This is a genomic window from Micromonospora sp. LOL_013 (assembly GCF_048060315.1).
GTDB lineage: Bacteria > Actinomycetota > Actinomycetes > Mycobacteriales > Micromonosporaceae > Micromonospora_E.
Map to the genome: position 1 here is coordinate 48,802 of NZ_JBHMIQ010000014.1, position 21,165 is coordinate 69,966.

Annotated in this window: 18 protein-coding genes and 2 pseudogenes; 13 read left to right on the forward strand and 7 right to left on the reverse strand. The window is 71.3% G+C overall.

All coding sequences use genetic code 11. From position 1 onward, the window contains the following. Positions 1-286: 286 nt before the first annotated feature. The 3 genes from ACFHWS_RS11440 to ACFHWS_RS11450 all read right to left on the reverse strand — a co-directional run bounded on the left by ACFHWS_RS11440 (position 287) and on the right by ACFHWS_RS11450 (position 3,000). Complete coding sequence (locus ACFHWS_RS11440) at positions 287-763, reverse strand: GNAT family N-acetyltransferase (protein ID WP_416568146.1); 477 nt, start codon at positions 761-763, stop codon at positions 287-289. 50 nt (positions 764-813) lie between these two features. Further along, the gene (locus ACFHWS_RS11445; protein ID WP_416568147.1) at positions 814-1,935 is read right to left on the reverse strand and encodes a hypothetical protein; all 1,122 of its coding nucleotides are present in this window, start codon (positions 1,933-1,935) and stop codon (positions 814-816) included. 489 nt (positions 1,936-2,424) lie between these two features. Further along, on the reverse strand, positions 2,425-3,000 hold the full coding sequence (locus ACFHWS_RS11450) for a GNAT family N-acetyltransferase (RefSeq protein ID WP_416552890.1): 576 nt from the start codon (positions 2,998-3,000) through the stop codon (positions 2,425-2,427). A 108-nt stretch (positions 3,001-3,108) separates the two neighbouring features. Between ACFHWS_RS11450 and ACFHWS_RS11455 the strand changes: the two genes are divergently transcribed. Then, positions 3,109-3,573 carry a MaoC family dehydratase gene (locus ACFHWS_RS11455; protein WP_416552888.1) on the forward strand — a complete coding sequence of 155 codons (465 nt, stop codon included), beginning with the start codon at positions 3,109-3,111 and terminating at the stop codon, positions 3,571-3,573. A 6-nt stretch (positions 3,574-3,579) separates the two neighbouring features. On the opposite strand, the gene ACFHWS_RS11460 is transcribed toward ACFHWS_RS11455, so the two are convergent. Then, positions 3,580-3,858, reverse strand: coding sequence for a YggT family protein (locus ACFHWS_RS11460; protein ID WP_416552886.1), 279 nt, complete (start codon positions 3,856-3,858; stop codon positions 3,580-3,582). Positions 3,859-4,034: 176 nt separating this feature from the next. Between ACFHWS_RS11460 and ACFHWS_RS11465 the strand changes: the two genes are divergently transcribed. From ACFHWS_RS11465 to ACFHWS_RS11505, 9 genes are all read left to right on the forward strand, one after another. Then, the gene (locus ACFHWS_RS11465) at positions 4,035-5,270 is read left to right on the forward strand and encodes a winged helix-turn-helix domain-containing protein (protein WP_416552884.1); all 1,236 of its coding nucleotides are present in this window, start codon (positions 4,035-4,037) and stop codon (positions 5,268-5,270) included. 90 nt (positions 5,271-5,360) lie between these two features. Continuing rightward, positions 5,361-5,939, forward strand: coding sequence for a DUF2752 domain-containing protein (locus ACFHWS_RS11470; protein ID WP_416552882.1), 579 nt, complete (start codon positions 5,361-5,363; stop codon positions 5,937-5,939). A gap of 86 nt (positions 5,940-6,025) precedes the next feature. Next, positions 6,026-6,781 carry an FAD-dependent thymidylate synthase gene (thyX, locus tag ACFHWS_RS11475; RefSeq protein ID WP_416552880.1) on the forward strand — a complete coding sequence of 252 codons (756 nt, stop codon included), beginning with the start codon at positions 6,026-6,028 and terminating at the stop codon, positions 6,779-6,781. A 60-nt stretch (positions 6,782-6,841) separates the two neighbouring features. Further along, positions 6,842-7,765, forward strand: a complete 924-nt coding sequence (gene dapA, locus ACFHWS_RS11480) for a 4-hydroxy-tetrahydrodipicolinate synthase (protein WP_416552878.1) — start codon at positions 6,842-6,844, stop codon at positions 7,763-7,765. Continuing rightward, positions 7,762-9,450 (forward strand): ribonuclease J, encoded by a 1,689-nt coding sequence (locus tag ACFHWS_RS11485; RefSeq protein ID WP_416552876.1) that lies wholly within the window; start codon positions 7,762-7,764, stop codon positions 9,448-9,450. Before dapA ends, ACFHWS_RS11485 begins: the two co-directional genes overlap by 4 nt. 93 nt (positions 9,451-9,543) lie before the next feature. After that, positions 9,544-10,461, forward strand: a complete 918-nt coding sequence (locus ACFHWS_RS11490; protein ID WP_416552874.1) for a helix-turn-helix domain-containing protein — start codon at positions 9,544-9,546, stop codon at positions 10,459-10,461. 90 nt (positions 10,462-10,551) lie between these two features. Then, on the forward strand, positions 10,552-10,749 hold the full coding sequence (locus ACFHWS_RS11495; protein WP_416552872.1) for a DUF397 domain-containing protein: 198 nt from the start codon (positions 10,552-10,554) through the stop codon (positions 10,747-10,749). Positions 10,750-10,925: 176 nt separating this feature from the next. Next, positions 10,926-12,476 (forward strand): S1 family peptidase, encoded by a 1,551-nt coding sequence (locus ACFHWS_RS11500; protein WP_416568148.1) that lies wholly within the window; start codon positions 10,926-10,928, stop codon positions 12,474-12,476. A gap of 132 nt (positions 12,477-12,608) precedes the next feature. Next, positions 12,609-12,983, forward strand: coding sequence for a DUF2784 domain-containing protein (locus ACFHWS_RS11505; protein ID WP_416568149.1), 375 nt, complete (start codon positions 12,609-12,611; stop codon positions 12,981-12,983). Here ACFHWS_RS11505 and ACFHWS_RS11510 read toward each other — a convergent pair. Genes ACFHWS_RS11510 through ACFHWS_RS11520 form a run of 3 tightly spaced genes read right to left on the reverse strand, consistent with a single transcriptional unit; the run spans position 12,940 to position 16,810 of the window. After that, positions 12,940-14,511, reverse strand: a complete 1,572-nt coding sequence (locus tag ACFHWS_RS11510) for a YbjN domain-containing protein (RefSeq protein ID WP_416552866.1) — start codon at positions 14,509-14,511, stop codon at positions 12,940-12,942. The two genes, ACFHWS_RS11505 and ACFHWS_RS11510, sit on opposite strands and share 44 nt — an antisense overlap. After that, a complete protein-coding gene (locus tag ACFHWS_RS11515; protein WP_416568150.1) occupies positions 14,508-16,334 on the reverse strand; it encodes an HSP90 family protein in 1,827 nt (608 codons plus the stop codon). The genes ACFHWS_RS11510 and ACFHWS_RS11515 overlap by 4 nt, the downstream gene beginning before the upstream one ends. Positions 16,335-16,339: 5 nt before the next feature. After that, complete coding sequence (locus tag ACFHWS_RS11520) at positions 16,340-16,810, reverse strand: YbjN domain-containing protein (protein ID WP_416552862.1); 471 nt, start codon at positions 16,808-16,810, stop codon at positions 16,340-16,342. Between the two features lie 235 nt (positions 16,811-17,045). Here ACFHWS_RS11520 and ACFHWS_RS11525 point away from each other — a divergent pair. The 3 genes and pseudogenes from ACFHWS_RS11525 to rimO all read left to right on the forward strand — a co-directional run. After that, a pseudogene (locus tag ACFHWS_RS11525) lies at positions 17,046-17,774 on the forward strand (DNA translocase FtsK 4TM domain-containing protein); the annotation flags it as partial. A 93-nt stretch (positions 17,775-17,867) separates the two neighbouring features. Further along, positions 17,868-19,562, forward strand: a pseudogene (locus ACFHWS_RS11530) (DNA translocase FtsK); the annotation flags it as partial. 67 nt (positions 19,563-19,629) lie between these two features. After that, a complete protein-coding gene (gene rimO / locus ACFHWS_RS11535; RefSeq protein WP_416552860.1) occupies positions 19,630-21,162 on the forward strand; it encodes a 30S ribosomal protein S12 methylthiotransferase RimO in 1,533 nt (510 codons plus the stop codon). Positions 21,163-21,165: the final 3 nt, after the last annotated feature.

Sequence of the window (21,165 nt, forward strand, 5' to 3'; positions counted from 1 at the left end):
AACACGAACCCACCCACTACGCCAGCGAGAAAACCGGCCACGGCTGCAAACAAAATCCACAACGTTCCTCCAAGAGCAGACGCGAGTTCGGTGTTTGATCGTGCGATCCGTTCACCCCGCGACGGCGTCGATGATGTGAGAGCGGGTCGCAGATTCAGTCGACCAGTATCGAAACGATCTGGGAATGCGCCCGAGCCGTGAATGCCGGGAATGATTGGAGTAGCGGGTGAACTACGTGAACTTCAAACGCGGCGATTTGCTCAACCGGGAGGATGATGAGTGATCGCTATCGGGAGGTGGCCCGCTCGACTGCCGGCTCGGAGACCGGAGACAACCACTTCATAAATGCCCTGTTGATCGCCGGATCGCGGCCAGCAACGTACGCATCAATTGGCTGATAACCGCGCTCGGCGAAAAACGTAAGCGCGTCGGTGTTGCGTACACCGGTTTCGAGGACTGCTCGCCGCGCACCCCACCTGGCCGCCTGATCTTCGAGGCAGGTCAACAGCGCGTGTCCGATCCCGAGGCCGCGTGCCTCGGGAAGGAGGAACGTCTTTTTTATCTCGACCGTGCCGGTGTCCCGCTCGTACCAGCGGCAACCACCACAGCCGACCGGACCGCCCGGCCCGTAGGCGACGAGGAAGATGCCGTTCGGAGCAGCGAACGCCGCCGGTTCAAGAGTCACCGGCTCAGCGAAGCCGTACCGGCCAACCTGCTCCTGGTAGAAGCTGCGCAGCAGGAGCGCCGCGTCCGGGTGCTGCACGCTGCGTTCGAGCAGAGCAAACCCGGCAGGGAGCGCGGTGTGACTGTTCCTCACATCCTCGATAATGCCGCATCGAACTCCGGAAGGAATTCAGCTACCGGTGCGGAGCGGGATCGACGGGCCAGCATCGGGCGGAGCCCTCGGAGGTAGCTTCGCCCGCGTGGCGACTGCACCAGCGGCAGCAGCCCCAGGCCGACCCGCATGACCGCCACGGCTTCCGGCGCGTCGCCGCGGAGGAGGTGCGCCCTGGCGAGGAACGTGAGGTGCAGCAGGCCGGACCGTGCATACGGAGGCGCACCACCGGCCCGGCGTGGAGTGATCATGGTGGTGACGGCACCCGTCAACAGGTTGATCCCCTCGTCGAGGAGCCGGCTGCGATTCGCGGTGGTCCGCTCCGCGAGGACGACCAGTCCCTGCCCGGTTTCGGCAGTGAGCTGCTCCGGACTCAGGTAGTAGAGGAACGACGCTTCCGCAGAATCCTGACCAGGGTCGAGCGCTTCGATAGCCCGATCGGCGGACCGACGAAACCTGGACAGGTCCCCGTCAGCTGCCGCAGCGGTGGCTTCTCGTCCCAACAACCGAGCCCGCAACCGCCGGTATGGGGAACGCCCCTCAGTGGCGGCAGCCTCCGCCAGCCGGACAGCGTGCGCGCCATGGCCGGCGAAAGCCGACACGTAGCTCAGCATCCCGATGGCGTTGGCCGCCCGGTCGCTCGCACCGGACGCCCGACACACGCCGACGCTCAGCAGCAGATACCGCTCGGCAGAGCCGTAGCGACTGGAATCGAAGTGTAGCCAGCCCAGGAGCTGTGCCAGATCGGCGACGATGGCCAGCAGTCGCCGGCCGGTCGCCGCGTCATAGTTCGCGTGATTGACGAGATCAACCACGTTGCGCAGCTCTGCCGTGACGTATCGAAGACTCAACGTGCCGCCGCCTTGGCGGTCGTCGAGTTGGCGCAACGCCGCGACATGAGCTGCGATCAGGTCCACCTGCTCCGCGAGCACGTGCTCATGACCGGTCCGATTCCGCGCCGCGAGGACAGCTCCCCGGAGCTGGTCGAGGATCACAGCCGTCAGGTCAGCGCCAGACGCATCAGCGATCGGGCTGCTCGGCGCGGGTGTGGTGACGGCGAGTCGGCCGAGTTCACGCAGCAGATCGTCAAGATGCGCCATCGAGCCGAGGTCATCGACTGCCGACTGTTGCCGGGTCGCCGTGCCGCCTCGCCCTGGCCACAGTTGAGCTACGGAAACCGGGTAACCGAGCCGTTCGGAGAGCACAGCCGCAGCCAGGTCCGGAATGGGCTGCCGAGGGCAGAACCCACGTCGGACCCAGGCGTACCCAGCCGTCGGATCGAGCCGGAGTCGATCCCGCCCCTGACTGGAGAGCCTGGCATTGATCGCCGCCACAAACTGTCTTGGCCCCCACTCCGCATGCTGCAACAGCTCGACCAGCGTTGCCGACGCCCCGTCCACCAGAACCTCCGCGTGTCGGTGTCCCCACCGCAAGCTACCGAGTGAGTGGTACCGGCGGCTGTCCGCAAGCGACCCACTCGTCAAAGTTCACGAGATTCACGGATGGGACTGCGGTGGACCGGCCCGGCCGACCCCTGGCGGGCTCTCATGGCCCTCGTAGCACGGATGACGAACTCTTCCGATCGCCGGTCAACCGGCCAGGGTGAGGATCCGGTCGCCGGCGATCCGGGCCAGGTAGCGCACCTCGTCGAGCCCGACCGGGGTCTGCCCCGGTAAGCGGGGCACCTGGTAGACGCTGCGTTCCCCGTCCGGGCGCAACCCGGCCGCCTGGTAGAACCGCCGGGCCCGCTGGTTGCCGTCGAGCACCCACAGCCGCATCGTGCGCCAGCCCTGCCCGGTCATCCCGGCGATCGATGCGGTGAGCAGGAGCCGACCGACCCCGGTGCCCCAGTGGACGGGGTCGACGTACATGCTGACGATCTCGCCGTATGTCGGATCGAGTTGGTCCCGGTCCTGGTCGATCCGGTACGGGCCGAAGGTGCTGAACCCGATGATCTGTTCGCCCTCGGTGGCGACCAGGGTGCGGAACGGCTGCTCCGGGTCGGCGGTGCCGACGTCGCGGCGGCGCTGCGCCCAGGCGGCGACGTTGAGCCGGTCGAGCACGTCGGCGGGGATCAGGCCCGCGTAGCCGGCCTGCCACGCGCGCACGTGGACCCCGGCGATCGCGTCGGCGTCCTCCGGAGTCTCCTGCCTGACTTCTGGCATATGGGGAGTTCTATCCTGTTTCACAACCGACGTCCAGCAGCGCCGGCCGGGTGTCGGCTGGGCCCGGCCGACACCGCCACGCGTCCACCCGGTTGGGATACTGTCCAGATGAGGATCTTCGCCTCCGTCGACGACCTGGCCGGGGCCGTGGGCGAGTCGCTCGGGCCAGGGGACTGGTTCCCGGTCGACCAGGCCCGGGTCGACCAGTTCGCCGAGGCCACCGACGACCATCAGTGGATCCACACCGACCCGCACCGGGCGGTCGACGGACCGTACGGCGGCACGGTCGCCCACGGATTCCTGACTGTCTCCCTGATCCCGGCCCTGATGCGCCGGCTGTACCGGGTGGACGGGGTGCGGACGAGGATCAACTACGGGCTCGACAGGGTCCGGTTCCCGGCTCCGTTGCGTACCGGTTCCGCCGTACGGGCCGAGGCCGCCATCGCCTCGGTCGAGCCGGTCGTCGGCGGTGTACAGACGGTCATGTCGGTGACCGTGACCGCCGACACCGGTGACCGGCCGGTCTGCGTCGCCGAGACGGTCAGCCGGCTGCTGGTGGCAGCGCAGCGCTGACCCCGGTCACGGCAGCAGGGCTCGGATCAGCACGATGGCGACGAAGACGACGATGAAGGAGAGGTCGATGGCGGTGCCGCCGACGCGTAACGGCGGCAGCACCCGCCGGACCGGGGCGAGCACCGGCTCGGTGACCGTGTGCAGAGCGGAGGTGGCGCGGGAGCGGAGCGAGTCGCGCGGGCTCGGCCCGGCCAGCACCGTGCTCCAATCGAGAACCGCGCGGGCGATGAGCAGCAGCTGGAAAACCAGCAGCAGCAGGCTCAGGAGTGCGAGCAGGGGACCCATCGAAGCAGACCTCCAGGACGACCGGTGAGCGTTCCACTATGCCTGGCGATCGTGTGTGGTCGCTGTGAATCGCCGGGCGGAGGACGGCCCGATCGGCCGAAGATCGGCCGCGCCCGGTAACCGGGTGAGCCGGCACCTCCCGTCGATGTCGTACCGGGGCGGTAGCTTGCCTGGCGATGCCCGTACCAGACAGTCTCTCGCTCGCCCAGGCCCGCCGGATCGCGCTGGCCGCCCAGGGCTTCACCGACCCCGCACCGGCCGGGGTGCCAACCCGTCGGCACCTGCGCCGGGTGCTGGACCGGGTCGGCCTGATCCAGATCGACTCGGTCAACGTCCTGCAGCGCGCCCACTACCTGCCGCTGTACAGCCGGCTCGGCCCGTACCCGACCGACCTGCTGGACCGGGCCGCCGGGCACGCCCCCCGGGAGCTGTTCGAGTACTGGGGCCACGAGGCGTCGCTGATCCCGGTCGACCTGCAGCCGGCGCTGCGCTGGCGGATGGCCCGCGCCCGCGACGACGCCTGGGGCGGCATCCGGCGGATCGCCGTCGAGCAGCCGGAGCTGGTCGACCGGGCGCTGGCCGAGGTCCGCGCGCGCGGCCCGGTCACCGCCGCGCAGATCGAGCAGGACACGACGCGGCCGAGCGGCAACTGGGGGTGGAACTGGTCGGCGGTGAAGACCGCCCTGGAGTACCTGTTCTGGGCCGGCGAGATCAGCTCCGCCGGGCGGACCAGCACCTTCGCCCGCCGCTACGACGTGCCGGAGCGGGTGCTGCCGCCCCGGGTCATCGCCGCGCCGACGCCGACCGAGGCGCAGGCGCACCGGCAGCTGGTCGAGGTCGCCGCCCGTTGCCTCGGCGTGGCCGCCGAGCCGGAGCTGCGTGACTACTTCCGGCTGTCGGCGGCGGCGGTCCGGCCGGTCGTCGCCGACCTGGTCGCCGACGGCGTTCTGCGCCCGGTCCGGGTGCAGGGCTGGTCACAGCCCGCCTACCTGCACCACCAGGCCCGGCTGCCGCGCTGGATCCGGGCCGCCACGCTGCTCAGCCCGTTCGATCCGGTGGTCTGGGAGCGGGTCCGCACCGAGCGGCTGTTCGGGCTGCGGTACCGGATCGAGATCTACGTGCCGGCCGCGCAGCGGGTGCACGGCTACTACGTACTGCCGTTCCTCGACGGCGACCGGCTGACCGCGCTGGTCGACCTCAAGGCGGATCGGGCCGCCGGGGTGCTGCGGGTGCCGGCCGCCTGGCCGGTGCCCGGTGCCAGCACCGACCCGGAGCAGACCACGACCGCCCTGGCCGACGAGCTGATCCGGTTGGCCGGCTGGCTCGGCCTGTCGCAGGTCGCGGCACCGACCGCCGGAGACCTGGCCGGGCCGCTCACCCGGGCACTGCACGGCGCCGTGGCAGCCGGTTGACCGGGAGTCCGCGCGGGCGTGGTCGTCGGCTGAGCCGGCGGGACCGGCCAGTGTACGGTGGGACGATCGGCATCAAGGGAGGCGTGACGGATGGCGGGTCCAGACGGCGTGGCGGTGCAGCGGCCCGTCGGCGACGGGCCGGCACCGACCGGCGACGCCGGTCCCTACCCGGACGCCCACTCCCACTATCACCAGCAGTACGCGTACCAGCCGCAGGCCCAACCGGACCGGTTCACCCGCCTGGTCAACCGGCTCTGGGCGCGGTCGCCGCGCTGGCTGGCCCCACTGGCGGTGCTCGGCTGCATCGGCGCGGCGGCCGGCTACACGGTGATCACCGACCCGACGACCAGCAGCGCGGAGGCGGCGCCCAGCTGCCTGCTGAAGCTGACCACCGGCCTGGATTGCCCGGGCTGCGGCGGGACCCGGGCGGTCTGGTACCTGCTCAACGGTGATCTCGGCGCTGCCGCCCGGCACCACCTGCTGGTGGTGTTCGCCGTCCCGTTCCTGCTCTACGTCTACCTGGCCTGGGTCGGCCAGCAGCTGTTCCGCTGGCGGCTGCCGCAGCTGTCGTTCAGCCCGACGACGGTCGGCTGGTCGCTGGGCGTCTGGCTGGCGTTCGCGGTGCTGCGCAACCTGCCGTGGGAGCCGTTCAGCTGGTTCTACGTCTGACCCAGGGCGGCCTGCCCTGCGGGCCGGCCCGGCCCGGTGGACGCCGTGTTTGCCCGTCGTGCCGGCCGGCAACTAGAGTCCGAGAAATGCCGGAAATCGTGTCGCCGCAGGTCACGCTGATCGCCTGGACCCAGTTCCAACCGCCCGCCGACGTCGACTGGTCGACCGACGCCGACGGCGGTCAGGCCCTGGCCGAGTTCGCCGGCCGCGCCTGCTACCAGTCGTGGCGCAAGCCCAACCCGGCGACCGCCACCAACGCCGGCTACCTGCGGCACATTCTGGACAGCGGTCACCTGTCGGTGCTGGAGCACGGCAGTGTCACGTTCTACCTGACCGGGATCTCCCGGTCGCTGACCCACGAGCTGATCCGGCACCGGCACTTCTCCTACTCTCAGCTGTCCCAGCGGTACGTGCCGGAGCGCGACGCCGCCATGGTCGAGCCGGCGGTGATCGCCGAGGATCCCGAGCTGCACCAGCAGTTCGTCGCCGCGGCCGAGGCGAGCGTGCGGGCCTACACCGAGCTGCTGGAGGGTCTCGAGAAGCGGTTTGTCGACGAACCCAACCCGACGCTGCGCCGTAAGCAGGCCCGGCAGGCGGCCCGGGCGGTGCTGCCGAACGCCACCGAGACCCGGATCGTGGTCACCGGCAACTACCGCGCGTGGCGGCACTTCATTGGGATGCGGGCCACCGAACACGCCGACGTGGAGATCCGCGACCTGGCGGTGGAGTGCCTGCGGCAGTTGCAGCGGGTGGCGCCGAGCGTCTTCGCCGACTTCGAGATCAGCCAGCTTGCCGACGGCAGCGAGGTTGCCGCGAGCCCGTACACCCGGCAGGGGGAGTAGGCCGCCGGCCCGCACCACCAGCGCTGAGAACGCGGTGCGGCCGTCCGATAGGTTGTCCGTATGACGCAGCACCACCTAGCCGGTCCCGGGGCGGGGACACCGACCCCGTTCGGGCGACTCCTGACCGCCATGGTCACCCCGATGAACGACGACGGCTCGCTCGACCTCGACGGCGCCGCCCGGCTGGCCAGCTACCTGGTCGACGAGCAGGCCAACGACGCCCTGGTGATCAGTGGCACCACCGGCGAGTCGCCGACCACCACCGACGCTGAGAAGGAGCAACTGCTCCGGGTCGTCATCGACGCGGTCGGGGACCGGGCCCGGGTGGTCGCCGGTGTCGGCACCAACGACACCCGGCACACGGTCGAGCTGGCGGTCGCCGCCGAGAAGGTCGGCGCGCACGGGCTGCTGGTGGTCGCGCCCTACTACAACAAGCCGCCGCAGGCCGGGGTGGTCCGGCACTTCACCGAGGTCGCCGACGCGACCGGGCTGCCGATGATGGCGTACGACATCCCGCACCGCACCGGTATCGCGATGAGCAGTGAGACCCTGGCGCGGCTCGGCGAGCACGAGCGGATCGTCGCGGTCAAGGACGCCAAGGGTGACCTGGCCGCCACCTCCTGGGTGACCGGCCGCACCGACCTGGCGTTCTACTGCGGCGACGACGCGCTCACCCTGCCGACGCTGGCGATCGGCGGCGTCGGGCTGGTCGGCACCTCGACCCACCTGACCGGTGCGTTGACCAAGCAGATGATCGAGGCGTACGTCGCTGGCGAGCACGCCGCCGCGCTGGACCTGCACCGCCGGTTGCTGCCGCTGTTCACCGGCATCTTCCGCAGTCCCGGCACGATCCTGGTCAAGGCGGCGCTTGGGGTGCTCGACCTGCCCGCCGGTCCGGTGCGCTCACCACTTGTCGAGGCCACCGACGCCGAGCTGGACCAGCTGCGGGCCGACTGCGCCGACGCCGGACTGGAGCTGCCGTGAGCCAGGCACACGTGGAGTTGGACCTGCCGCCGCAGCTGCCACCGGGCGGGCTGCGGGTGATCCCGCTGGGCGGGCTCGGCGCGATCGGTCGCAACATGACGGTCTTCGAGTTCGACGGCAAGCTGCTGGTGGTGGACTGCGGGGTGCTCTTTCCGGATGTGGAGCAGCCCGGCGTCGACCTGATCCTGCCGGACTTCGCCCCGATCCTGGACCGGCTCGCCGACGTCCAGGCGATCGTGCTGACCCACGGCCACGAGGACCACATCGGCGCGGTGCCGTACCTGCTCGCCCACAAACCGGACATTCCGTTGGTGGGCTCCCAGTTCACCCTGGCGCTGGTCGAGGCGAAGCTGGCCGAGCGGCGAATCGAGCCCTACACGTTGACCGTACGCGAGGGTCAGCGGGAACGGATCGGGCCGTTCGAGTGCGAGTTCCTCGCGGTGAACCACTCGATCCCGGACGCACTCGCGGTGGCGATCCGCACCCCGGCCGGGCTGGTGCTGCACACCGGTGACTTCAAGATGGACCAGCTGCCGCTGGACGGGCGGATCACCGACCTGGCCGGCTTCGCCCGGCTCGGTGCCGAAGGCGTAGACCTGCTGCTGTCCGACTCGACCAACGCCGAGACCCCCGGCTTCGTCACCCCGGAACGCGACATCGGGCCGGTGCTCGACTCGATCTTCGGCAAGGCCACCGGCCGGATTATCGTGGCGAGCTTCGCCTCCCATGTGCACCGGGTGCAGCAGGTGATCGACTCGGCGTACGAGTACGACCGCAAGGTCGCGCTGATCGGCCGGTCGATGGTGCGCAACATGGGCATCGCCCGGGACCTCGGTCTGCTGCGGATCCCGGCCGGCCTGGTGGTCGGGCTGGACGAGGCGACGGCCCTGCCGCCGGACCGGATCGTGCTGATGTCCACCGGGTCGCAGGGCGAGCCGATGAGCGCGTTGGGCCGGATGGCAACCGGTGACCACCGGCACATCACCGTCGCGCCCGGCGACACCGTGGTGCTGGCCAGTTCGCTGGTGCCGGGCAACGAGACCTCGGTCTACCGGGTGATCAACCAGCTGGCCCGGGCCGGGGCGACCGTGATCCACAAGGAGACCGCCAAGGTGCACGTCTCCGGTCACGCGCCGGCGGGGGAGTTGCTCTACCTGCTCAACGTGGTGCGGCCGAGCAACCTGCTGCCGGTGCACGGTGAGTGGCGGCACCTGCGGGCGCACGCCCGGCTCGGCATCGAGTCCGGTCTCGACCCGCAGCGGGTGGTGCTCTGCGAGGACGGCGACGTCGTCGATCTGGTGGACGGGCACGCCACCCTGGTCGGGCACGTCAAGAGCCGGTACGTCTACGTTGACGGTCTCGCGGTCGGCGACGTCGGCGAGTCGCTGCTGACCGAGCGGCGGATCCTCGGCGACGGCGGGTTCATCGCGGCGACCGTGGTGGTCGACTCGGTGACCGGCAAGGTGGTCGGTGGGCCGACCGTGTCGGCGAAGGGCTTTTCCGAGGACCCGGAGGCGTTCAACGCGGTCGTCCCGTTGATCACCGAGGCGTTGGGTCGGGCCGCCGCCGACGGCATCACCGATCCACACCAGCTGCAGCAGGTGGTCCGCCGGGTCGTCGGCCGCTGGGTCAACGACGCGTACCGCCGCCGGCCGATGATCGTACCGACCGTGGTGGAGGTTTGAAGACGTCCTGAGGCCCGCCGGGGCTGACCGGGCGGCCGGCTGGCGGGCATACTGGTCGGACAGTTACCCACTGGTCGTGACGAGAAGGCTGGCGTGCCAGGCGATCCCGGCTCCGGCGAGTCCCCTGCGGCGGCGCGGCGCAGGCTCCGACTCGCACTGCGCCGCGCCCGGGAGTCGGCCGGGCTGACCCAGGGCAAGGTGGCGGAAGCCCTCGACTGGTCGGTCTCCAAGGTCAACCGAATCGAGAAGGGCAGCGTCTCGGTCTCGACCACCGATCTGCGGGCGTTGTTGGAGCTGTACGGCGTGGTGGACGCCGACCGGGCCGAGCGGCTGCTGCGCGACGCCCGTACCTCCCGGTTGCGGGGCTGGTGGGACGAGCCGCGCTACCGGGAGCACCTGACTCCGGCGATGCTGCAGCTGCTGCAGTTGGAGGGCGAGGCCAGCGCCATCCGGGTGTTCCAGCCGACGTTGATCCCGGGGCTGCTGCAGACCCGCGAGTACGGCGAGTTCGTGTTGAACTTCTGGCGTAGCGAGCTGCCGGAGGCCGACCGGGCACTGCGGCTCGAGGCCCGGCTGCGGCGCCGTGACCAGGTGCTGGACCGACCCGATCCGCCGGAGTTCCACCTGGTGCTGGACGAGTCGGTGCTGTGGCGCACGATCGGCGGGCCGCGGGTGATGGCTGGGCAGTTCGCCGCCCTGCTGCGGGTGGCGCGGCGACCGAACGTGCGGGTGCGGATCGTGCCGTTCGCCGACGCGGCGATCATGGCGATGCTGGCGCCGTTCACGCTGCTCGATTTCGGCGACGAGGAGAACGCGCTGCTCTACCGCGAGGGCATCCTGCTGGACGAGATCGTCCACGCTGCGCAGCGGATCGGCCGGCACCGCGACTACTTCGCGCACATCTGGGACTCGGCCCACGACGAGGCGACCTCAGCCCGGTTGATCACCGAGCGGACGGCGGCGTTGACCGCCGATCTGCCGGTCGCGGAGGCCCCGTCCGTCGGTGGGTGAGTTCCGGTCGCGTATCGGCCGGGTTAGCTGCAGCGTTACAACAGGCAAATGCCCAATAATCGGCATGAAGCCTGAATCGGAGAAAAAGCTATGATGCAGACATATCGCGGCTGGTGGCGGAGTAGCCGGTGCGACACCAACGCGTGCCTGGAAGCCACCGTGACCGCCTCCGGCGACGTGGCGCTGCGCGACTCGGCCGAGCCGGACGGGCCCTGGCTGGACGTCGACCGGCAGCAGTGGCGACGGTTCCTGCGCGGGGTCACCCGAGGTGACTTCGCCGGCCGGTAGGAGGCGGGTGGAGGCCGCCTCCCACCGACTCGGCCAAGGGTTCGTACGTGGCGCGGCCCCGGGCGGTTCACCAACCCGGCTGTGACATTCGGCATCCGTACGGGTCGATCCGGCGACCGACGTCCTCCGTACCACCTGCCGGCGGCTGTTCGACGCCAGCCGCAGAGGAGGTACGGATGCGACGCCGACGGATTGTCACCGCCGGACTCACCGCCGCCGCGGTCGGGGTGCTCGCCGCGGTGACCCTGCCGGCCGTTGCCGGCGACGACCCGACCGATGGCGCTAGCCGTGACGCCACCAGCCAGCCGGCCGCCGCGCACGACGACCTCGTCGACGCGCTGCGTCGCGACCTCGGCGGCAGCGCGGCGGACGCCCGGACCCGGCTGGCCACCGAACGCTGGGCCACCCGTACCGTCGACGTCCTGCGCGACGACCTCGACGCTGCTTACGCGGGCGCGTGGATCAGCCAGGACGGCGCCGACCTCGTCGTCGCGGTGACCGACCCCGCACAGCTGGACCGGGTCCGCGCCGCCGGTGCCGAGGCTCGCCTGGTGGCCCGCAGCCAGCAGCAGTTGACCGGCGTGAAGGAGAGCCTGGACCGGGTGGGCGATGCCGCCAGCCCCGACCTGGCCGGCTGGTACGTCGACCTGGCGGACAACACCGTGGTGCTGCTCGCCCGGCCCGGCGCGCAGTCTGCCGCCCGGGACTTCGCCGCCACCGCCGGGGTGCCGGCCGACGCGGTCCGGGTGGACGCCTCCGATGAGGCGCCGGTGCCGCTGTTTGACGTACGCGGCGGCGACCCGTACTTCATCGGTGCCGGTGGACGGTGCTCGGTCGGCTTCTCCGTGGTCGGCGGCTTCGTCACCGCCGGGCACTGCGGCCGGCCCGGCGACACCACCGCCGGGTTCAACCAGCAGGCGCAGGGCGTGTTCCAGACGTCGTCGTTCCCCGGCGACGACTGGGCGTTCGTCGCGGTCGGCGACGACTGGACGCCGCAGCCGGTGGTCAACGACTTCAACGGCAACAACCTGCCGGTCGCCGGTAGCGTGGAAGCGCCGGTAGGTGCCAGCATCTGCCGCTCCGGGTCCACCACTGGAACCCGGTGCGGTGTGATCCGGGCCAAGGACGTCACAGTCAACTATCCGGAGGGTGCGGTCAGCGGGCTGACCCGTACCGACGTCTGCGCCGAACCCGGCGACTCCGGCGGTGCCTGGCTCTCCGGTGACCAGGCGCAGGGCGTCACCTCGGGCGGCTCCGGCAACTGCCGCACCGGGGGCGTCACCTTCTTCCAGCCGCTGGCCGAGATCCTGCAGGTCAACAACCTGACCCTGGTCACCACCGAGGACGGTGCGGCCCCGCCGACCGGCGTACCGACGGTCGCGCCGACCCAGCCGGCGGACCCGCCGCAGAGCCCGTGCGCCGACCACACGGTGCTGCGTGACGGCGAACTGACCCGGGCCGGTGGCCGGCAGATTCAGCCGGACGGACGGTTCTTCCGGGCCGGTGCCGGACGGCACAGCGCCTGCCTGCAGACGCCGGCCGGTGCGGCCTTCCGGCTTACGCTGCAACGCTTCACCGCCGACGGCTGGCGCACGGTCGCCCAAGGCGACCGCGCCGGCACCGCGGTGACCCGGTTGAACTTTTCCGGCCCCGCCGGTGCCTACCGATACCGGGTTGAGGCCGGTCAGGGCGTGGGTGGCTACTTCCTCGGGTTCTCGGTGAACTGACCCGCCACCTGCCGCGCCGTCCCCGGGGACCGCCCTCCCCGGGGACGGCGCACTCCCCGTCGCACCCGCTGAGTACGCCTACCCTGTCGACCGCTACCCGGCGCTCGTAGCCTGACCTACGGGGAGGTCACCATGGGCTACGAGCTGCTGACCGCCGTCATCCTGACGGCACACTTCGGGTTCCTCGCCTACCTGGCGGTCGGCGGGTTCCTGGCCTGGCGGTGGCCGCGGACGGTCTGGCTGCACGTGACCGCGGCGGGCTGGGGAGTGCTGGTGGTGGCGGCCAACCTGAGCTGCCCGCTCACCGTGGCCGAACACTGGTCCCGCCGCCGGGCCGGCCAGGTCGGCTTCGACGAGGGGTTCGTCGAGCGCTACCTGACCGGGGTGATCTACCCCGACCAGTACGCCTGGGCGGCCCGGCTGGTGCTGGCCACGGTCGTCGTGGCCAGCTGGGCCGGGGTGCTCAGGGCAGTTCGGCGACGGCGTCGGCGAACTGCGCCCCGGTGATCACCGCCGCGTTCACCAGCGCGGCGAGCTGCGCCCCGCTGACCCCGTAGGCCAGGTCGGTGCTGACGTCGCCGGCCAGAATCAGCTCGCCGGACCCGGTGTCGTGCACGTAGACCTTCGGCAGCAGCCGGTCGTGGTTCCACGAGTTGCAGAACCGGTACGCCTCGGCCAGTCGGTCTGCCGGCAGCCGCCGGTCGGCCAACACCCGGCTGTGCAGCACCCGCTGCTGCTCGCCGAGCCGCTCAAAGTGGATCACCGCGTGGCCCCACTTGCCGCCGACCACCCCGTTGTCGTCGACGAAGTACCGGTCGCCGCGTTCGTTGAGCGCCGCCGTGATGCCTTCCAGGGTCAACGGCGAAACCACGTCCTGGGTGCCGCCCGCCGGCGGTACCCCGATCTCGCCGCCGGTGGTCGGCTGATCGGCCGGCAGCTCGACGGCGTCGGTCAGCGGCTCGGCGGCCAGCCAGCCGGCGATCCGGCGCGACTGGTGGTCGGTGCCGTTGCGGGTGTCGAACCGGCCCGCCAGCTCGGTGGCGGCGGCGGCCAGCTGCGAACCGAGCGTGGCCACCGGCAGGTCGGCGGCCGGCCGGTCGCCGTACTCCGGCCGGTGGATCGTCTCGTCGCCGTGGCCGGCGGCGGCCGCGAGCCGGCAGACCAGGGCACCGGCGGCGGCGAACTCCATCGCCGAGGCGTCGTCGTACGGCCGGTCGAACCATTCCAGATGCTCGGTGAGGATCGCCAGGCCACGCTGGTGCTGACCGACCGACGCGCAGAACCGCAGGTGTTCGGCCAGGTACGGGAAGGCGTCGCGTTCGTGCCGGTGCCGCCGGTACGCCCGCACGTGCGCCTGCGCCGCGTCGGCGTACCGGCCCAGCCGCAGGTACGGCATGATCACCGTGACCAGTGCCTTCTCCGGCTGCTCGGTGCAGCCGACCGCACCGCTGAGCACCGGTTCGACGATCGCCAGCGCCGCCTCCCACTCACCCCAGCCGGCGAGCAGCTCGGCTTGGCGGGACGGGTCGCAGCCGGCGCAGTCGCTGTTCTCGTCTCGTGGGGCCGTGCGCCACCGGTCCAGCCACTGCCGGGCCTGAGCCTCGTCGCCGACGTGGTCGGCGATCTTGCAGCGCAGGTTGTACACCGCCTGCAGGCTCTGCCCGCTGGCGGTGAACCGGCGTTCCATGTCGTCCAGCGCGGCCCGGGTCTGCGCCAGACCCACCCGGGGCGTGCCGCGCAGCGTGGCGACCGCCCACTTGTGGTACCAGCGCAGCAGTTCGGCGTCCCACGGCTCGAACAGTTCCGGATAACGGTCGAAAGTGCTCAGGCACCAGCCGAACGCCGGCAGCATCCGCCAGCGTTCGGTGTGGTGGTTGTACGTCTCGATCAGCGCCATCCGCGCGTCGAAGCCGATCCGTGCCTGCCCGGCCGCGTCGGCGTGCGCGGCGATCCGTTCCAGCTCGGCGATCTTGCCGTCGCCGTCGGGCAGGTCGGTGGCCTCGTCCAGCGCCTGGACCAGCTCCTTGGCGGTCACGGTGTCTCCTCGGTGGGGGTGCCCGGCCCGGCGGCCGGGTCGGTGAAGGCTTGGTCCAGCAGGGCCAGGAAGGACCGGTTGAGCGCGGCGCTGTCCACCGCCCGCAACGGATGGTGACCGGCGAGCAGCGCCTGACCGTACAGCGCCTCGACGGCGTTGCGTAGCGCCGCTCCCGCCGGTTGCCCGGCGAGCCGGCGGATCAGCGGGTGCCGCCAGTTGAAGACCAGCTCCGGGCGGTGGTCGACGTCGACTTCGGCGAACGCGGACAGCACCTCCGACCACAGTTCGTCGGAGCCGGCCACCGCACGGCGCACACTGTCCTGCTCGCGGGCGGCCTGGCCAAGGACGTACAGGGCCGGCACCGTGACCGGGTCGAACTGCCGCAACTGCGGTACGCAGTCCAGTTCGGCCAGCACCGTGCGGGCGGTGGCCAGGAAGGTCTCCGCCACCGCCAACTGCCCCGGCGAGAGGGTCTCCAACCGGGCGGCCAGCTCACCGGGGTCCAGCCGGCGGGTGCGGATCGCCGGGTCCAGCCGGGGCAGGCGCTGCAGGATCTCCGCGTCGTAGGCGTAGCCGGCGTTGACGATCGGCGTACCGGCGGCGGACGCGATCGCGGCCAGTGACCGGAACTCGTCGACCGTCTCCACGTACCGGACCATCGCCAGATGCTGGCGGAACAGCCGCAGCGGCATCATCCCCCGGCTGGTCTCGAACGGCAGCCACGAGTCGACCAGCCGCAGCATCTCGTCGTCGCGGACGGCGAGCGCCTTGACCCCGAGGTGGTGCACCCGCAGGAACGCGGCGAGCCGTTCCGGCTGGCTGACCGACAGCTCCAGCAGCCAGCTGCGGATCTGCTCGCCGAGCCCGTCGCGGACTGCGCCGAGCAGGTCGTCCTCGTAGAGCGCCTCGCGGCTGGCGGTGGGGCGCAGCACGGAGGTGTCGACCACGCACCGGACGAAGAACGCCCACTCGGGCAGCAGCTTGCTGGCGTCGTCGCTGAGCAGCATCCGTTTCAGGTAGACCCGGTGCCCGCCCTGGCCGACCGTTGACGCCGACGGCAGCACGAAGCCGACACCGACCAGCCCGGCTTCCGGTACCCGCAGGTCGATCACGTCCATCGGTCGGGCACCGAGCAGCGTCGCACCGTAGTCCAGCAGCGCCTCCCGGCGGGCCGCCGGGTCGGTGTGGACCACTTCCCACGGGGCCTGCGGCTCGGTCAGCCGGACCGGCTCGCCTCCGGGCGGGCAGAACAGCACCGGGACGTCCAGCAGCCGGGCGTAGTCGCGGACCAGGTCACGGACCTGGTCGGCGGCCAGCCAGTGCCCGGCGTCGGCGCGGGGACGCAGCGTGACGGTGGTGCCGGCCGGTTCGCATGCGGCGTCGTCGACCTCGGTGGTGTAGCGCCCGTCGGCGTACCCAATCCAGCGCACCGCCGGTCCGCCCCGGGCCGACCGGGTCACCACCTCGACGGTGTCGGCGACCATGAAGCACGACAGCAGGCCGATGCCGAACTGGCCGAGGAAGTCCTGCCGGGCGAAGCCCAGGTCGTCTCGTTTGGAGGTACGCCCGACGCTGGCCAGAAAGGTGTGCACCTGCGGTTCGGTCAGGCCGATGCCATCGTCGTGCACCCGCAGGCCACCGTCGGCGGTGGGCTCGATCCGGACGGTACCGCCGGCCCAGCCGGGCTCGGCCTCGCGCCGGGCGGTGATCGCGTCGGTGGCGTTCTGCACCAGCTCCCGGGCGAACACCCGAGGGCTGGCGTACAGGTGGTGGCTGAGCAGGTCGACGATGCCGCGCAGGTCGACCTGGAAACGGTGTTCCATCCGGATCAGTCCGCCAATTCGGTGACGGCGTCGCTGACCTGGCAACCGGTGGCGATCCCGCAGTCGAGCAGGTGATCGAGCTGCGGGGCGCTGACGCCACGTTCCAACGCGGTGATCAGCTCACCGCAGACCCGGGCGGTGCCGTCGTCGTCGACGTGGACGAAGGTCTTGGGCCACAGCCGGTCGTGGTTCCACTCGTTGCAGAAGGCGTACAGCGCGGGCACGTCGTCCACGGTGAACAGGGTCGACGCGATGGTCCGTACCCGCAGCACCTCGCCGTTGGGCCCGAGCGGAGAGAACACGATCAGGTTGTCGTTCCACCGGCCGACCAGGTCGCCGTCGGAGTCGGCCTGAAAGTGGTAACCACGGGCGGTGAGAGTCTCGGCGATCATCGCGGTGGTCAGCGGCCGCAGCACCTGCATCGCACCACCGCCGGAGGGCGCGTCGGGCAGGTGGTCTGGGTCCGGCGGGGGCATGCGGTGGTCCTTTCGGTACGGCACGTCGGACGGCGGGCCTCGCGCTCCGGTCGGGAGCCGGCGCGCGGACGGCCGGCGATGTCCGGACGGGGGTCCGGCGACGGACGGCGTCGTCGTGGCCCGGGGGACAATAGGGGCCGTTCGGAATGGTGGCACAGCCGCGCCGCCCTGCGCGGTTCGGACACGACCCGGAAAAGCGAGGGTTTGTATGCCGGCGGGGTTACCGTGGGACTCTATGGCCGGCCGAACCTCCCAGGCGAATCGGCGGCGTGGCGGGTCGACCAGCCGCGGCGCCGCGACCGGTCGTGCCCGGACCCCGGCCCGCAAGCGCCCGACGGCCCGGCGGCGCCCGGCCCGCAACTCGCCGGCGGTCCTGGTCGGTCGCGCGGTCGGCGCCACCTGGATGGGGCTGGCACACGGCGTCGGCTGGGCGGTGCGTACCGCCGGCCGTCAGGCGGCCACTGCGCGCGAGTTGAGCCCGGAGCACCGGCGTGACGGTGCCGGGCTGTTCGTACTCGGCCTGGCCATCCTCACCTCGATGGCGATCTGGTTCGGCGCGGCCGGTCCGTTCGGGGTCCGCGTCGCGGACATGATGCGGCTGTTCGTCGGCGCGATCGCGGTCGCCGTGCCGTTGCTGCTGCTGATCGGCGCGGTCCGGCTGATGCGTGACCCACCGGAGGAGCCGGAACCCCGGGGCCGCGGGCTGGTCGGCTGGTCGGCGATGCTGGTCGCCACGGCGGGGCTGCTGCACATCGGCCAACGCCCCGACGACGACCTGCAGCGTGACTACGCCGGCGGGCTGATCGGGCTCGGCGTCGGCACAGTACTGGAGCGCACGGTCAGCTACTGGGTCGGCGTACCGCTGCTGATCCTGCTGCTGATCTTCGGTCTGCTGGTCGTCACCGCCACTCCGATCAACCGGATCCCGGAGCGGCTCGGGCTGCTCGCCGGGGTGGTGACCGGGCGGGGGCCGGAGTCTGGTTCGACCTCGGCCGACGCCGGTGACGACGACACCGCTGGCGGCGACACCGCTGGCGACGAGCGGACCCGCCGCCGACCGCCGCGCCGCCGGCAGGCCAGCCGGACGGCCGACGCCCTGCCGGCACCGTCGGCCGGTGACGACGGTGCCCCGGCAGAGCCGTTCGATCTGCAGGAGACGATGGAGCTGCCGCGCCGGCCGGCGGCGAAGGTGCCGACCACCCGCACCCCGCCGGAGCCGCCGGAGCATTCCCTGACCCCGACCCGCGCCGAGCAGCTGGCAATCACCGGGCTGTCCGGGGATTATCGCCTGCCGCCGGCCAAACTGCTGCGGACCGGGCCACCGGCGAAGACCCGCAGCAAGGCCAACGACGAGGTGATCGCCGCGCTGCAGGGGGTGTTCGAGCAGTTCGACGTCGACGCGGCGGTCACCGGGTTCACCCGTGGCCCGACGGTGACCCGCTACGAGGTGGAGCTCGGCCACGGGGTCAAGGTGGAGCGGATCACCCAGCTCTCCCGCAACATCGCGTACGCGGTGAAGTCACCGGACGTGCGGATCCTCAGCCCGATCCCGGGCAAGAGCGCGGTCGGCGTGGAGATCCCGAACACCGACCGGGAGGACGTGTCGCTCGGTGACGTGCTGCGCTCCCGGGCCGCCAGCGCCGACCACCACCCGATGTTGGTGGCGCTCGGCAAGGACATCGAGGGCGGCTTCGTGGTGGCCAACCTGGCGAAGATGCCGCATATCCTGATCGCCGGGGCGACCGGCGCCGGCAAGTCGTCCTGCCTGAACTCGCTGCTCATCTCGATCCTCAGCCGGGCCACCCCGGACGAGGTACGGCTGCTGCTGATCGACCCCAAACGGGTCGAGATGACCGGGTACGAAGGCATCCCGCACCTGGTCACTCCGATCGTGACCAACCCCAAGAAGGCGGCCGAGTCGCTGGAGTGGGTGGTACGCGAGATGGACATGCGCTACGACGACCTGGCCGCGAACGGCGTCCGGCACATCGACGACTACAACCGCAAGGTACGGGCCGGGGAGATCACCGCTCCCCCCGGCAGCGAGCGGGAGATCCGGCCGTACCCGTACCTGCTGGTGATCGTCGACGAGCTGGCCGACCTGATGATGGTCGCCCCCCGGGACGTGGAGGACTCGGTCGTCCGGATCACCCAGCTCGCCCGGGCCGCCGGCATCCACCTGGTGCTGGCCACCCAGCGGCCGTCGGTGGACGTGGTGACCGGCCTCATCAAGGCGAACGTGCCGTCCCGGCTGGCCTTCGCCACGTCGTCGCTGTCCGACTCGCGGGTCATCCTGGACCAGCCGGGCGCCGAGAAGCTGATTGGCCGGGGCGACGGCCTGTTCCTGCCGATGGGGGCGTCGAAACCGCTGCGCATCCAGGGTGCCTGGGTCAGTGAGAAGGAGATCGACGAGATCGTCGCCTTCTGCAAGAAGCAGCGCGAGCCGGAGTTCCGCCCCGACGTGCTCACCACCGCCCAGGAGAACAAGAAGAAAATTGACGAGGACGTCGGCGACGACCTCGACCTGCTGGTCCAGGCGATCGAGCTGGTGGTGACCTCGCAGTTCGGGTCGACCTCGATGCTGCAGCGCAAACTGCGGGTCGGGTTCGCCAAAGCGGGCCGGTTGATGGATCTGATGGAGACCCGGGGCATCGTCGGGCCGTCCGAGGGTTCCAAGGCCCGCGACGTCCTGGTCAAGCCGGACGAGCTGGAGGACGCGCTGGCGAGTCTGCGGGCCGTCGAGGCGAGCTGACCGCACTGGTACGGTCGGCTGACCGATCTGATCGTCCGGCACCGCGCCGCCCGGCCGCCGTACGTTAATGGCCCGGTACCCTCGTCAGGTGTCTGCTTTTCCCCCGCCTCCCGCCCAACCGCCCGGCCGGCGCGTCGCCCTGCTCACCCTGGGGTGTGCCCGCAACGAGGTCGACTCGGAGGAGTTGGCCGCCCGGCTGGACGCCGACGGCTGGCAGGTGACCACCGACGCCGACGGTGCCGACGTGGTGCTCGTCAACACCTGCGGCTTCGTCGAGAAGGCCAAGCAGGACTCGGTGCAGACGCTGCTCGACGCCGCGGACGGTGGGGCCAAGGTGGTGGCTGCCGGCTGCATGGCCGAACGGTACGGCCGGGAACTCGCCGAGCACCTGCCGGAGGCGCAGGCCGTCCTCGGCTTCGACGACTACCCGGATATCGCCGGCCGGCTGCGGGCGGTGCTGGCCGGCGAGCAGCTGCCCGCACACGCGCCCCGGGACCGCCGCACGATGCTGCCGTTGACCCCGGTTTCCCGGCAACGCTCCGGTGTCGTCGTGCCCGGTCACGCGACGGTCGACGAGCACACCCCCGCGCACCTTCGCGCGGTCCTGCGGCGTCGGCTGGCCAGCGGCCCGGTGGCGTCGCTGAAACTGGCCAGCGGCTGTGACCGCCGGTGCGCCTTCTGCGCCATCCCAGCGTTCCGGGGGGCGTTCGTCTCCCGCATTCCCGAGGAGCTGCTGGCCGAGGCCGAGTGGCTGGCCGGCACCGGCGTTCGGGAACTCGTGCTGGTGAGCGAGAACTCGACCTCGTACGGCAAGGATCTGGGCGATCCGCGGCTGTTGGAGAAGCTGCTGCCACAGCTGGCCGCCGTCGACGGCATCGTCCGGGTGCGGGTCAGCTACCTGCAGCCGGCAGAGACCCGTCCGGGCCTGATCGAGACGATCGCCACCACGGCCGGCGTGGCACCGTACTTCGACCTGTCCTTCCAACACGCCAGTGAGCCGGTACTGCGCCGGATGCGGCGCTTCGGCTCCACCGGGCGGTTCCTCGACCTGCTGGCCTCGGCCCGGTCACTGGCGCCGCAGGCCGGCGCGCGAAGCAACTTCATCGTCGGGTTCCCCGGCGAGACCCGATCGGACGTCGACGAACTGGTCCGGTTCCTGTCGGCGGCCCAGTTGGACGCAATCGGGGTGTTCGACTACAGCGACGAGGACGGCACCGAGGCCGCTGGACTACCCGACAAGGTACGGGCCGCCACGGTGAAGCGGCGCTACGACCGGATCTGTGCGCTGGCCGACGAGTTGTGCGCGCAGCGGGCCGAGGAACGGGTCGGCACGTCGGTGGAGGTGCTGGTCGACAGCGTCGACGACGGGCTGGTGGAGGGTCGGGCCGCGCACCAGGCGCCGGAAGTGGACGGGTCGACGACGCTGGTGGCCGGCGCTGCCGCCGCCACCGGAGCCGGGGTCGACCTCGCCATGCTGCGCCCCGGCGACCTGGTCCGGGCGACGGTGACCGGGACCGAAGGGGTCGACCTGGTGGCAGTGCCGAGTGACGTGCTCTCGTCCGGTACGGCCGACCGGCCGCTCTCCACCGCGGTCAGGTGAGCT

Excerpts from the sequence above, each read along its gene's own strand:
- ACFHWS_RS11455 (WP_416552888.1), top strand. The coding sequence starts at position 3,109 with ATGAGGATCTTCGCCTCCGTCGACGACCTGGCCGGGGCCGTGGGCGAG.
- ACFHWS_RS11450 (WP_416552890.1), bottom strand. The coding sequence starts at position 3,000 with ATGCCAGAAGTCAGGCAGGAGACTCCGGAGGACGCCGACGCGATCGCC.
- rimO (WP_416552860.1), top strand. The coding sequence starts at position 19,630 with ATGGCCCGGTACCCTCGTCAGGTGTCTGCTTTTCCCCCGCCTCCCGCC.
- ACFHWS_RS11465 (WP_416552884.1), top strand. The coding sequence starts at position 4,035 with ATGCCCGTACCAGACAGTCTCTCGCTCGCCCAGGCCCGCCGGATCGCG.
- dapA (WP_416552878.1), top strand. The coding sequence starts at position 6,842 with ATGACGCAGCACCACCTAGCCGGTCCCGGGGCGGGGACACCGACCCCG.
- ACFHWS_RS11445 (WP_416568147.1), bottom strand. The coding sequence starts at position 1,935 with ATGGCGCATCTTGACGATCTGCTGCGTGAACTCGGCCGACTCGCCGTC.
- thyX (WP_416552880.1), top strand. The coding sequence starts at position 6,026 with ATGCCGGAAATCGTGTCGCCGCAGGTCACGCTGATCGCCTGGACCCAG.
- ACFHWS_RS11505 (WP_416568149.1), top strand. The coding sequence starts at position 12,609 with ATGGGCTACGAGCTGCTGACCGCCGTCATCCTGACGGCACACTTCGGG.
- ACFHWS_RS11460 (WP_416552886.1), bottom strand. The coding sequence starts at position 3,858 with ATGGGTCCCCTGCTCGCACTCCTGAGCCTGCTGCTGCTGGTTTTCCAG.
- ACFHWS_RS11470 (WP_416552882.1), top strand. The coding sequence starts at position 5,361 with ATGGCGGGTCCAGACGGCGTGGCGGTGCAGCGGCCCGTCGGCGACGGG.
- ACFHWS_RS11520 (WP_416552862.1), bottom strand. The coding sequence starts at position 16,810 with ATGCCCCCGCCGGACCCAGACCACCTGCCCGACGCGCCCTCCGGCGGT.
- ACFHWS_RS11515 (WP_416568150.1), bottom strand. The coding sequence starts at position 16,334 with ATGGAACACCGTTTCCAGGTCGACCTGCGCGGCATCGTCGACCTGCTC.
- ACFHWS_RS11500 (WP_416568148.1), top strand. The coding sequence starts at position 10,926 with ATGCGACGCCGACGGATTGTCACCGCCGGACTCACCGCCGCCGCGGTC.
- ACFHWS_RS11495 (WP_416552872.1), top strand. The coding sequence starts at position 10,552 with ATGATGCAGACATATCGCGGCTGGTGGCGGAGTAGCCGGTGCGACACC.